Origin of the sequence: Streptomyces sp. GC420 (assembly GCF_009916105.1) — a bacterium.
GTDB lineage: Bacteria > Actinomycetota > Actinomycetes > Streptomycetales > Streptomycetaceae > Streptomyces.
The window spans coordinates 1-12,765 of record NZ_JAAAXQ010000245.1; the positions used below are offsets into that span (position 1 = coordinate 1).

A 12,765-nucleotide genomic window follows, 5' to 3' on the forward strand; every position below is an offset into this window, starting at 1 on the left:
GCCCGCCGCTCGACGTGGGACACGGGAAGTCCCCGCGTCCGCGCGCGGCCCCGCCGACCGCCACGGTCCCCGGCCGGGTGACGCGGAACGTACGGCTCCGCCCGGGTGTCACCGGGACTGGCGTGCCCGCTGGTTCGGGTGGGTCCGGGGCGCCGCGCGTGGGCGCGCTCGTCTGCCGGAGTTCTTGTGCGGCGATGGTCACTGCCACGGGAGCGGTCGCCCGCCGGGGGCCAAGGGGCGGTCCGGCACCCGGCGTCACCCGGGGCGGCCGGGTCCACCGGTTCGAGTGAACCAGGGCGTGGTGAGTGGCGCGGCCGGAGAGGTCGGCCGGAGACCCGGAGTGCTCCAACGGCGGTGGGAGGGCGGCGTATTGGGCCGTGCCGGGAAGTGCCGTGGCCCCCGGCACGGGTGCCGGGGGCCACGGTTCGGTTCGGGGACTACGCCTTGCGCAGCCGGAAGGCCAGCCCGAGGGACTCGTCCGTGAACGGCGAGCCGAAGGTGTCGTCGGCCCCGCCCTCGGCGAAGTCCGTGGCGAGGACCTCGTCGGCGATGAGGGCCGCGTGCTCGGTGAGAGCCGTCACGGTCTCCGGGGACGTGGCGGTCCAGCGAAGGGCGATGCGGTCCGCGACATCGAGGCCGCTGTTCTTGCGGGCCTCCTGGATGAGACGGATGGCGTCGCGTGCCAGACCGGCGCGGCGGAGCTCGTCCGTGATCTCCAGATCGAGGGCGACCGTGGCTCCGGAGTCGGAGGCCACCGACCAGCCCTCGCGCGGGGTCTCGGTGATGATGACCTCGTCGGGGGCGAGGGCGACCGCCTCGCCGTCGACCACGACGGACGCCGTGCCCTCACGCAGCGCCAGGGACAGGGCGGCCGCGTCCGCCTCGGCGACCGCCTTGGCCACAGCCTGCACGCCCTTGCCGAACCGCTTGCCCAGCGCGCGGAAGTTGGCCTTCGCCGTGGTGTCCACCAGCGAGCCGCCGACCTCCGAGAGCGAGGCCAGTGAGGAGACGTTGAGCTCCTCCGTGATCTGGGCGTGCAGTTCGGGTGTCAGGGACTCGAAGCCGGCCGCGGCCACCAGAGCGCGCGAGAGCGGCTGGCGGGTCTTCACTCCGGACTCGGCACGCGTCGCCCGCCCCAGCTCCACCAGACGCCGCACCAGCACCATCTGGCGGGAGAGGTCCGCGTCGACCATGGAGAGGTCAGCCTTCGGCCAGGAGGCGAGGTGGACGGACTCCGGGGCGCCCGGAACGACCGGGACCACGAGGTCCTGCCAGACCCGTTCGGTGATGAACGGGGTGAGCGGCGCCATCAGGCGCGTGACCGTCTCGACGACCTCGTGCAGGGTGCGCAGCGCCGCGGCGTCGCCCTGCCAGAAGCGGCGCCGGGAGCGGCGTACGTACCAGTTCGACAGGTCGTCGACGAAGGCGGACAGCAGCTTGCCGGCCCGCTGGGTGTCGAACGACTCCAGGGACTCGGTGACCTGGTCGACCAGCGCGTTGAGTTCGCTGAGCAGCCAGCGGTCGAGCACCGGGCGGTCGGCGGGGGCCGGGTCGGTGTCACCGGGCGCCCAGTTCGACGTACGGGCGTACAGGGCCTGGAAGGCGACCGTGTTCCAGTACGTCAGGAGCGTCTTGCGCACGACCTCCTGGATCGTGCCGTGGCCGACGCGGCGGGCCGCCCACGGGGAGCCCCCTGCCGCCATGAACCAGCGGACCGCGTCGGCGCCGTGCTGGTCCATGAGCGGGATCGGCTGCAGGATGTTGCCCAGGTGCTTGGACATCTTGCGGCCGTCCTCGGCCAGGATGTGGCCGAGGCAGACCACGTTCTCGTACGACGACTTGTCGAAGACCAGCGTGCCGACGGCCATCAGCGTGTAGAACCAGCCGCGCGTCTGGTCGATGGCCTCGCACACGAACTGCGCCGGGTAGCGCTTCTCGAAGAGTTCCTTGTTGCGGTACGGGTAGCCCCACTGCGCGAAGGGCATCGAGCCCGAGTCGTACCAGGCGTCGATGACCTCCGGGACCCGGGTCGCCGTGGCCGAGCAGGTCGGGCAGGGGAAGGTGACCTCGTCGATGAACGGGCGGTGCGGGTCCAGGGAGGACTGGTCGGTGCCGGTCAGTTCGGTCAGCTCCGCGCGGGAGCCGACACAGGTGAGGTGGCCCTCCTCGCAGCGCCAGATGGGCAGCGGGGTGCCCCAGTAGCGGTTGCGGGACAGCGCCCAGTCGATGTTGTTGTTCAGCCAGTCGCCGTAGCGGCCGTGCTTGACGGAGTCCGGGAACCAGTTCGTGTTCTCGTTCTCGCGGAGCAGGGCGTCCTTGACTGCGGTGGTCCTGATGTACCAGGACGGCTGCGCGTAGTAGAGCAGCGCGGTGTGGCAGCGCCAGCAGTGCGGGTAGCTGTGCTCGTACGGGACGTGGCGGAACAGCAGCCCGCGGGTGCCGAGGTCGGCTGTGAGCGCCTCGTCGGCCTTCTTGAAGAAGACGCCGCCGACCAGCGGCAGGTCCTCCTCGAAGGTGCCGTCCGGGCGGACCGGGTTCACGACCGGCAGGCCGTAGGCGCGGCAGACCTTGAGGTCGTCCTCACCGAAGGCGGGGGACTGGTGGACCAGGCCCGTGCCGTCGTCGGTGGTGACGTACTCGGCGTTGACGACGTAGTGGGCGGGCTCGGTGAACTCGACGAGCTCGAAGGGGCGCCGGTAGGTCCAGCGCTCCATCTCGGCGCCCGTGAAGGACTGCCCGGTGGGCTCCCAGCCCTCGCCGAGGGCCTTGGCCAGCAGCGGCTCGGCGACGACGAGCTTCTCCTCGCCGTTCGTCGCCACGACGTACGTGACCCCGGGGTGCGCGGCGACGGCGGTGTTGGAGACCAGGGTCCACGGCGTCGTCGTCCACACCAGCAGGGCCGCCTCGCCGGCCAGCGGGCCGGAGGTGAGCGGGAAGCGCACGAAGACGGAGGGGTCGACGACCGTCTCGTAGCCCTGGGCCAGCTCGTGGTCGGACAGGCCGGTGCCGCAGCGGGGGCACCAGGGCGCGACCCGGTGGTCCTGCACCAGGAGTCCCTTGCCGAAGATCTCCTTCAGGGACCACCAGACGCTGTCGATGTACTCGGGGTCCATCGTGCGGTAGGCGTCGTCCAGATCCACCCAGTAACCCATACGGGTGGTCAGCTCGGAGAACGCGTCGGTGTGCCGGGTCACCGACTCGCGGCACCTGGCGTTGAACTCCGCGATGCCGTACTTCTCGATGTCCGGTTTGCCGGAGAAGCCGAGCTCCTTCTCGACGGCCAGCTCCACGGGGAGGCCATGGCAATCCCAGCCCGCCTTGCGGCCCACGTGGTAGCCCTGCATCGTGCGGAAGCGGGGGAAGACGTCCTTGAAGACGCGGGCCTCGATGTGGTGGGCGCCGGGCATGCCGTTGGCGGTCGGCGGGCCCTCGTAGAACACCCACTCGGGGCGGCCCTCGGACTGCTCCAGGCTCTTCTCGAAGACCTTCGCCTCGCGCCAGAAATCGAGCACCGCGTGCTCGAGCGCGGGCAGGTCGACCTGGGCGGGCACCTGGCGGTACTGCGTCATCGATCTTCCTCCGGCGGATTCTTGACTTCCGTCGGAGGGACGAGAGCTGCGCTCCCGCGGTACCACCCTCCTTGGCCCTGGGCGTGTGCCCCTGACCCCCTCATTCGGATCGCGATGCCGGGTCTACTCGCCTGACGGCTTTCTTCCGGCGGCTCCGGGTGATCTTCACACCGCGCTCGCCCCCGGGCTCACACCGTCCCCGGGTCGCTCTTGGCTGCGTACGGCGCTACTCGTCCCATCGACGCCTCTCGCTCGCCCCAGTGTACGGGGCCGGGCGGCACCGGGCCGACCGGTTTTCGGGGCACGGCGGCCGGTCGGCGGCCCGGTCGGCGAGCGGGACGGTGGGAGGGGCGGCGATGACCCGAATGGCGACGCGGGACGGAACGGACATCGGGTGCCTCGGGTGCGGGCGGATTACCCGGCCCGGAGCTGGGCACAACGTGTGAAGGCTCGCCTTGGCGCGGTGGCGAGGCGGACGAATCGGGCGGCGTGCCCCGTTGCCGCGGACTTGGAGTCGATTTATCGTCCCAGCACGATTCGCGACAAGATCACAATGTGTGAAGGGGCCGCGGCCATGGTGGCGAAGAAGACCGCCGTAAAGAGGACGGCGTCCGCCAGATCCACGGCGGCGGAGCCGGCCAGGAAGAAGACTCCGGGGAAGAAGAGCGCCGTGGGCGGAACGGCGGAGACGGCCCCGGCCGTTGAACAGTCGGTGACGCACTCCGGGGCCGTCGGGGCGGCGGAGCCGGCCAGGAAGACCGCGACGAGGAAGACGGCCCGGAAGGAGACGGCGCCGGCGGGGAGGACCTCGAAGAGCACGGCCGGGAAGGCGCCGGACGAGGCCGCCGCCGGCAAGGACGCGGGGAAGAAGAAGACGGCTGGGAAGACGTCGGCCGCCAAGACGCCGGCCGGCAAGGACGCGGCCAGGAGGACACCCGCGAAGGAGTCTCCCGCGGGAGCCGGGGCGCGGGCGGGCAGGGTCACGGCGAAGAAGGCGCCGGCCGAGCGGGGCGGGAGGAAGGCACCGGCGAAGGCCGTGGCCGACAGGGCGGCGGCATCCACCGAGGCCGCAGCGAAGAAGGCTGAACCCGCGAACGCGGGAGCCAAGCGGGCGGCCGAGGCCGCGAGGAAGACGGGAGCCAGCACGGTGGTTGCGAAGAAGACGGCGGCCGGTACGACGGCCGCCAGTGACACCACGGCGACTGCCGTGCCCGGTGCCCGTACCGCCGCTCCCGGCGAGCTCGCGGTCCGGCCCGGCGAGGACCCGTGGACGCCGGAAGAGGTCGCCGGGGCCCGTACGGAGCTGATGGAAGAGGCCCAGCGGCTGCGCGACGAGATCCATCTGTCGGAGGACTCCGTCGCCGGGCTGATGCGCGACTCCGGCGACGGCGCCGGTGACGACCAGGCCGACACCGGTACGAAGAACATCACCCGCGAGCACGAGCTGGCGCTCGCCGCCAACGCCCGGGAGATGCTGGTCCAGACGGAGCGCGCGCTGGAGCGGCTGGACGCAGGGACGTACGGGCTGTGCGAGAACTGCGGCAATCCGATCGGCAAGGCCCGCATGCAGGCGTTCCCCAGGGCCACGCTGTGCGTGGACTGCAAGCAGAAGCAGGAGCGGCGCTACTGAGCGGCGTTCCCGGCGGGGTGGCCGGGCGCTGGGGGACCGTACGCGTGTGCCGTACCCTCGTCCTCAGTCGGCACCGAGCTTGAGGATTCACGGGGACCCACGTGGCAGAGGCAGAAGCAGAGGCGGAGCGGAGCATCGGAACGCCGGGCGCCGACGGTACGGAGCCGGCGCCCGCGGACGGCGCGGAGCCGCGCCCCAGGGGCAAGCGGCGCGTCATCGTCCTGCTCGTCGTGGCCGTGGTCGCGTACCTCCTGGACCTCGGGAGCAAGATGCTCGTGGTCGCGAAGCTGGAGCACCACGCGCCCATCGAGATCATCGGCGACGTGCTGAAGTTCGAGGCGGTGCGCAACCCGGGCGCGGCCTTCGGGGTCGGCGAGGCATTCACGGTGATCTTCACGGTCATCGCGGCGGCGGTGATCGTGGTGATCGCCAGGATCGCCCGCAAGCTGTACAGCGTGCCGTGGGCGGTCGCGCTCGGCCTGCTGCTCGGCGGGGCGCTCGGCAACCTCACGGACCGGATCTTCCGCTCGCCGGGCGTCTTCGAGGGAGCGGTCGTCGACTTCATCGCGCCGGCGCACTTCGCGGTGTTCAATCTGGCGGACTCCGCGATCGTGTGCGGCGGGATCCTGATCGTGATCCTGTCGTTCCGCGGACTCGACCCGGACGGGACCGTCCACAAGGACTGACAGCCTCTCGTCCGTGCGGCCGCGTCCGCCGGGTCCGGCATACTCGACGGGTGAGTACGATTCCCGAGATCCGCACCCTGCCCGTACCCGACGGCCTCGAGGGCGAGCGTGTCGACGCCGCCATAGCCCGAATGTTTGGTTTCTCCCGGACGAAGGCCGCCGAGCTCGCCGCGTCCGGCAAGGTGCTGGTCGACGGGAGCGTCGTCGGCAAGTCCGAGCGCGTGCACGGGGGTGCCTGGCTCGAGGTGGAGATGCCGGGTGCCCCGGCGCCCGTGCAGATCGTGGCCGAGCCCGTGGAGGGCATGGAGATCGTGCACGACGACGAGGACGTCGTCGTCATCGCCAAGCCGGTCGGTGTCGCCGCGCATCCCAGCCCCGGCTGGACCGGCCCGACGGTGATCGGCGGCCTCGCCGCGGCCGGCTACCGCATCTCGACCTCCGGTGCCGCCGAGCGGCAGGGCATCGTGCACCGCCTGGACGTCGGCACCTCGGGCCTGATGGTCGTCGCCAAGTCGGAGCGCGCCTACTCCCTGCTCAAGCAGCAGTTCCGGGAGCGGACGGTCGACAAGCGCTACCACGCTCTGGTGCAGGGGCACCCCGACCCGCTGAGCGGCACCATCGACGCACCCATCGGGCGCCACCCGCAGCACGACTACAAGTGGGCGGTCACGGCGGACGGCAAGCCCTCCGTGACCCACTACGACCTGATGGAGGCGTTCCGGGCCGCCTCCCTCCTCGACATCAAGCTCGAGACCGGGCGCACCCACCAGATCCGTGTCCACATGGCGGCACACCGTCACCCGTGCGTCGGCGACCTCACCTACGGCGCCGACCCGACGATGGCCAAGCGCCTCGGGCTCACCCGGCAGTGGCTGCACGCGGTGCGGCTCGGCTTCGAGCACCCTTCGGACGGCCAGTGGGCCGAGTTCGAGAGCGCCTACCCGGACGACCTGCAGCGGGCCCTGGACCGCGTCCGGGCGGAAAGCTCCTGACGGCCGCCGGCCCGCCGGCCGTGTGAGAAGGCGCCGACCGGGAAGTCCTGACAGTCCGGGGTGATCGTCGCATCCCGGTTCCTGAGCGGGAGGCGAGGCTTGGACCAGCTGGCGCGGCTGTTCGTGCTGTTGCTCGGGTCCGTCGTGACGGCCGCTCGGGCGGCGGCTTGGACTCCCCCCGCCGGTGCTGATGACCGTGGCGGGCATCGTGCTGGCGCTGTTGCCGTTCGTCCCGAACGTCGACATTCCACCGGACCTCATCCTGCCGCTGGTGCTGCCGCCCCTGCTGTACGCGGCCGCGCAGCGCACCTCCTGGCGGCAGCTCGCCGCCAACGTGCGGCCGATCCTGCTGCTCGCCGTCGCCCTCGTCTTCGTGACGACGGCCGCCGTCGCGGCCGTCGCCGACGCCGTCGTCCCCGGGATGCCCCTGGCCGCGGCCGTGGCGCTGGGCGCGCTGGTCGCCCCGCCCGACCCGGTGGCGGCGACCACCGTCGCCCGGTCGCTGGGGCTGCCGCGCCGGCTCCTGTCGATCCTGGAGGGCGAGGGCCTGTTCAACGACGTGACGGCGATCGTGCTCTACCACGTGGCCGTCGCCGCCGCGGTGAGCGGCACCTTCTCCTGGCCCGAGGCGACGGGCACGCTCGTCCTGTCCGCGGTCGTGGCCGTGGCGGTGGGGTCGGCGCTCGGCCGGATCACCGTGAAGGCCATGGGGATGCTCAGCGAGGTCACGCTGCAGATCGGGCTGACCCTCCTCGTCCCCTTCGCCAGTTACTCGGTGGCCGAGGGACTGCACGGCTCCGGGGTGCTCGCCGTCCTGACGACCGCCCTGTTCCTCACCGAGAAGGGCACCGACGCGGACGACGTCCTCGGGCGGCTGGCGGGCAACACCTTTCTGGGAGATCGTCGACACTCCGGTCACCGGCCTCGCCTTCGGGCTCATCGGTCTGGAACTGCACAACGTCTTCGGGACCGCCACCGGACGATGGGACGAGATGCTCGGCTGGTCCGCCGCCGTGGTCGGGGTGGTCGTCGGCGTACGGCTGCTGTGGCTGCTGCCGGCGACCTGGGTGGCGAAACGACTGCACAAGGGGAGCGACTTCGACGAGGAGATCCCCATGTCGTGGCGGGAGACCGTCGTGATGTGGTGGCCGGGGATGCGCGGCGCGGCCTCAGTCGCGCTGGTCCTCGCCATTCCCCTCACCACGGACGACGGCTCCGGCTTCCCGGCCAGGGACGAGATCCTCTTCATCGCGTTCGCCGTGATCCTGGTCACGCTCCTCGCCCAGGGGCCGACCCTGCCCTGGCTGGTGCGGCGGCTGGGGGTGCGCGCCGAGGAGGACAGCGGCAGCGAGCTGCGGCGGCAGCTTGCCGCACGGGCTGCGAAGGCCGCCAAGCGCCGGCTCCGGGAGATCTCCGCGGAGGAGGATCTGCCCGAGGACGTTCTGGAGATCCTCACCCGGCGCGCGTACGACGTCGGCGCGAGGATCAGCCCCGACACGGTCGACGAGGACCGCCGGGAGGCCTGTGCCCAGCGGGTCGAGCGGCTCAGGACCGTGCAGCGCATCCAGGGCGAGATGATGTCCGCCGCCCGGCACGAGGTGCTGTCCGCGCGCAGTGAACCGGGTCAGGACCCGGCGGTCGTGGACCGGGTGCTGCGCTTCCTCGACGTGCGCAGCCTGCGCTGACGGCACGGCGCACAGCGCACAGCGCACCGCACACCGCACACCGCACACCGCACACCGGCCACGGCGCCGCAGGCGGGGCCGTGGCCGGAGCGGGCGGGTCAGCCGGCGACGGGCGGCTCCGCGTGGCGCGGCCGGGGGACCGCCGGGGCGGTGACGATACGGGGCAGAGCGTACGGGTGCTCCGCGGCGAGCCAGGACATCATCCGCTCCCGCACGGCACAGCGCAGCGCCCACACGTCGTCGGCGTCCTTCGAGGTGACCAGGGCACGGACGACCAGGGTGCTCGGCGTGGTGTCCGTCACGTCGAGCGACCAGGAGCGGCCGTCCCAGGCCGGGCACTCACGCACGATCTCGTGCAGCTTCTTGCGCATCTCCTCCACAGGCGCCGAGTGGTCGAGGTGGAAGAAGGCGGTGCCGGTCATCTGGGCGCCGCCGCGCGACCAGTTCTCGAAGGGCCGGCCGGTGAAGTACGAGACCGGCATGGTGATCCGGCGCTCGTCCCAGGTCCGCACGGCGAGGAAGGTCAGGGTGATCTCCTCCACCGTGCCCCACTCGCCGTTCACCACCACCGTGTCCCCGATGCGCACCATGTCGCCGAAGGCGATCTGCAGCCCCGCGAAGAGGTTCCCCAGCGTGGACTGGGCAGCGATGCCCGCGACGATGCCCAGCACACCGGCGGAGGCCAGCATCGACGTGCCCACGGCCCGCATCGCGGGGAAGGTGAGCAGCATCGCGGCCACCGCGACCACCCCGACGACGGCCATCACCACGCGCTGGATCAGCGTCACCTGCGTACGCACCCGGCGCACCCGTGCCGGATCGCGGGCGGCCGAGGCGTAACGGCTGTACGAGGACTCGACGACGGCGGCGGACACGCGGATCGCCAGCCAGGCCGACGCCCCGATGATGACCAGGGTGAGCAGCCGGCCGATCTCGGTCCAGTACTCCCGCAGCAAGCCGGTCTGCCGGTAGGACCCCCGTACGAACGCGGTGATGAGGACGAGTTGGAGCGGGACGCGGGCACGGCGCAGCAGACCCCACAGAGGGGTCTCGCGATGTCGGGCATCGGACCTGCGCAGCAGACGGTCGACGATCCAGCCGACGGCCACGGTGAGCACGACCGAGCCGCCGAGCACGATCAGCGGTCGCAGTACGTTCTCCATGACGTGGCGCCTAACCGGCATCATGGCCTCATGAACATTGTGCTTTTTCACTCCGTCCACGGACTGCGGCCGGCCGTGCACGCCGCCGCCGAACGGCTGCGGGCCGCCGGCCACGAGGTCCATGTGCCGGATCTCTTCGAGGGCAGGACGTTCGAGACGGCGGAGGAAGGCAGGGTGTTCCGTGACGAGACCGGCAGGGAGGAACTGCTGAGGCGCGCGGTCACCGCCGCCGCTCCGCACTCCGACAGCGGTCTGGTGTACGCCGGCCTGTCCTTCGGCGGCGCGCTGGCGCAGAACCTCGCGCTGGCCGACGAGAAGGCGCGCGGGCTGCTGCTCCTGCACGGCACGTCGGACATCGCGGACGGCACGACGGCCGCGGCGGAGGAACTGCCCGTGCAGTTGCACGTGGCGGACCCCGATCCCTTCGAGACGCACGACTGGCTGACGGCGTGGTACCTGCGGATGCGGCGCGCCGGCACCGACGTGGAGATCTACCGCTACCCGGGAGCCGGGCACCTCTACACCGACCCCGGACTGCCGGACTGGGACGAGGAGGCTGCCGGGACGACCTGGCGGACCGCCCTCGGCTTCCTCGACAGCCTCTGAACGAAGGGCCCTTCACGGGCGTGGACCGGCCGGCGGCCCGGGACGCCGGCCCTCCGCCCCGGTCCGGTGGAGGACGGGGCGGAGGGCCGGCGGGCGCGGCGGGTCCCGTCAGCCGGCCCGGTAGGCCGCCCAGTACTGCTGCATGCGCGTCACCTGGCCCGCGGTGAACTGGTACATGCAGGAGTCGTAGGTGTAGTCCATGAAGTTGTGGATCGGGTCGGCACCGGTCTTGCGGGTGCAGGTGTCCCGGCCCTCCGGGCACTGGTAGGCGGCGCTCTTCTCGGCGGGCGTGTCGTCGACGTAGTCGCCGTTGCCGTTGCAGCCGCCCTGGAAGGTGTGGTAGAGGCCCATCCAGTGACCGACCTCGTGGGTGGCGGTGTCGCCCTCGTCGTAGTTGGTGGCCGCGCCGCCCGGCAGCGAGGTGTCGAGCAGGACCACGCCGTCGTAGGACGGGGCGGAGCTGTAGGAGCTGGGGAAGGTGGCCCAGCCGAGCAGGTCGTCGGCGAGGTTGGCGGTGTAGACGTTGAGGGCGCCGGCGCCGCCCTGGCGGAGCGAGGACTTCATGGTCTTCTCGGAGGTGGAGCCGGAGACCAGGCCGTTGTACCAGGCGGGGTTGTCGGTGTAGGTCGTGCCGGCCAGGGAGAACTGGTAGCCGGAATCGACGTTTCCGGTTCCGGCGCCCGAGTAGGCGGCGTTGAGGACGTCCATCTGGTTGCCGATGTCGGTCGCGGAGAGCTTGCCCGTGTCCCCGTCGTGTATGACGTGGAAGTAGACCGGGACGGTGGTCGTGGCGGCGGCGAGTCCCTCGGCGCCCTGGGCGCGGAGTTCACCGGAGGCCCCGAGCCGGTCGAGTCTCTTCCGCAGCGCCGCGTCCATGGACTTGGCCTCTGCGGCGCTGAGTTCGTTCGGCTCGTGCGTCTCGGTGCCTCCGTGGCCGGAGCGGGCCTGGCGGGCGGAGCTGAGCGCGGTGCCATCCTCGGTGCACTTCTCGGCGGGGGTGCCCGGCGCTGCGGCGCCGGTGCTGGCGGCGACCGTGGCGGGTGCGGAGAGCGGGGCGAGGGCGAGTGTTCCGGCCACGGCGGCGGCGCCGATCAGGCGACGGCCGAGACGCGGGGAAATGCGGGCAGGACGAGACAAGGTGGGTCTCCTCGCGGTTGGGGCGGGAGGGCCTTCCTCGCCGCCGCGGGGAGATTACGTGGGCATGCCAGGCCAGGTTGAGGAGTGATCAAGCCCAATCGCACCGCAGGTGAATCGGGACATCGGGAAGAAAGCCACCGGGCCGGACCGTGCCCCGCCGGACGGCGAGACACGGCCGTAACGCGGGCGGTTACGAGGGCGGGTGGTGTGTCCGGATTTCGATCCCCCGGCACCGCCACCCGCCGTGTCGGCGTGATCCTTGGTTAACAGGCCATCGCCTGGCCGAAAGTGTTCGGTCCGGCCGGCCGGTGGGCGTCAGGCGACGGGCGTGGTCACCCGTTCCACCTTCTGGGTTCCGTTCAGCGTCCGGTACGAACGCGCCCATTTCGCCGTCGCGTTCCTGTCGGCGCGGTCGGACACCACGTAGTAGTCCATCTGCGAGCGCTCGGCCGTGACGTCCAGGACGCCGTAGCCGTGCGCGTCCATGTCCACCCACTTCACATGGCGGTTGGCGGCCTTCACCGCGCCCTCCGCGAGCAGTGACACCGTGTCGGGCGCCACGTGCAGGATGTCGTCGATGTTGTCGGACGTCACCGAGGTGACCACGAACTCCGTGGCCGCGGACCGGGACAGCGGGTACGTCGCCGCCTTCAACGGCACGTCGTTGGCCCACGCCATGTGGATGTCGCCGGTCAGGAAGACCGTGTTGGAGATGCCGTTCGAGTCGAGATGGTTCAGCAGCTCCTTGCGGTCGTCCGTGTAGCCGTCCCACTGGTCGACATTGACCGCCAGCCCCTCCTTCGGCAGGCCCAGCAGCTCGGCGAGCGGCTCGAGCAGGGAGGCCGGTACGGAGCCGAAGGCCACCGGCGAGATCATCACCGACGTACCGACCAGCTTCCAGGACGCGTCGGAGGCCGACAGGCCCGACTTCAGCCAGTCCAGCTGCGCCCGGCCGGTGATCGTGCGGTCCGGGTCGTCCACGGCGCCGCTGCCGATCGAGGCCTGCTGGGAGCGGAAGGAGCGCAGGTCCAGCAGATGCAGATCGGCCAGCCTGCCGAAGCGGAGGCGGCGGTACGTCGTGCCCGCGACGGACGGCCGCACCGGCATCCACTCGAAGTACGCCTGCTTCGCCGCGGCGACGCGTGCGGCCCAGGCACCCTCGGTGCCCTCCGTGTGGTTCTCCGCGCCGCCCGACCAGGCGTCGTTCGCCATCTCGTGGTCGTCCCACATCGCGATGACGGGGTGCGTGGCGTGCAGGGTGCGCAGGTCGGCGTCCGTCTTGTAGGTGGCGTGCCGG

At 71.5% G+C, this 12,765-nt stretch carries 9 protein-coding genes and 1 pseudogene; 5 read left to right on the forward strand and 5 right to left on the reverse strand.

Annotated features, from left to right (window positions below; translation table 11 throughout):
- Positions 1-437 precede the first annotated feature (437 nt).
- A complete protein-coding gene (ileS, locus tag GUY61_RS25670) occupies positions 438-3,569 on the reverse strand; it encodes an isoleucine--tRNA ligase (RefSeq protein ID WP_166632620.1) in 3,132 nt (1,043 codons plus the stop codon).
- 519 nt (positions 3,570-4,088) lie between these two features.
- A complete protein-coding gene (locus GUY61_RS40470) occupies positions 4,089-4,766 on the reverse strand; it encodes a hypothetical protein (RefSeq protein ID WP_243766750.1) in 678 nt (225 codons plus the stop codon).
- A 10-nt stretch (positions 4,767-4,776) separates the two neighbouring features.
- On the opposite strand from GUY61_RS40470, the gene GUY61_RS41620 reads away from it, so the two are divergent.
- The 4 genes and pseudogenes from GUY61_RS41620 to GUY61_RS25690 all read left to right on the forward strand — a co-directional run bounded on the left by GUY61_RS41620 (position 4,777) and on the right by GUY61_RS25690 (position 8,562).
- Positions 4,777-5,199 (forward strand): TraR/DksA family transcriptional regulator, encoded by a 423-nt coding sequence (locus tag GUY61_RS41620; protein ID WP_313896852.1) that lies wholly within the window; start codon positions 4,777-4,779, stop codon positions 5,197-5,199.
- 101 nt (positions 5,200-5,300) lie between these two features.
- Positions 5,301-5,885, forward strand: a complete 585-nt coding sequence (gene lspA, locus GUY61_RS25680) for a signal peptidase II (RefSeq protein ID WP_166632622.1) — start codon at positions 5,301-5,303, stop codon at positions 5,883-5,885.
- Between the two features lie 50 nt (positions 5,886-5,935).
- Complete coding sequence (locus GUY61_RS25685) at positions 5,936-6,877, forward strand: RluA family pseudouridine synthase (protein WP_166632623.1); 942 nt, start codon at positions 5,936-5,938, stop codon at positions 6,875-6,877.
- A 99-nt stretch (positions 6,878-6,976) separates the two neighbouring features.
- Positions 6,977-8,562: pseudogene (locus GUY61_RS25690) on the forward strand (Na+/H+ antiporter).
- Between the two features lie 98 nt (positions 8,563-8,660).
- Here the strand turns inward: GUY61_RS25690 and GUY61_RS25695 are convergent.
- Positions 8,661-9,725, reverse strand: a complete 1,065-nt coding sequence (locus GUY61_RS25695; protein ID WP_166632624.1) for a mechanosensitive ion channel family protein — start codon at positions 9,723-9,725, stop codon at positions 8,661-8,663.
- 30 nt (positions 9,726-9,755) lie between these two features.
- Here GUY61_RS25695 and GUY61_RS25700 point away from each other — a divergent pair, with 30 nt between their 5' ends.
- Positions 9,756-10,331 carry a dienelactone hydrolase family protein gene (locus GUY61_RS25700; RefSeq protein WP_166632625.1) on the forward strand — a complete coding sequence of 192 codons (576 nt, stop codon included), beginning with the start codon at positions 9,756-9,758 and terminating at the stop codon, positions 10,329-10,331.
- Between the two features lie 108 nt (positions 10,332-10,439).
- Here GUY61_RS25700 and GUY61_RS25705 read toward each other — a convergent pair whose 3' ends face one another.
- Complete coding sequence (locus GUY61_RS25705; RefSeq protein ID WP_208106458.1) at positions 10,440-11,468, reverse strand: zinc metalloprotease; 1,029 nt, start codon at positions 11,466-11,468, stop codon at positions 10,440-10,442.
- Between the two features lie 315 nt (positions 11,469-11,783).
- A partial coding sequence (locus GUY61_RS25710) for an alkaline phosphatase D family protein (RefSeq protein ID WP_208106459.1) occupies positions 11,784-12,765 on the reverse strand: 982 nt, incomplete at its 5' end.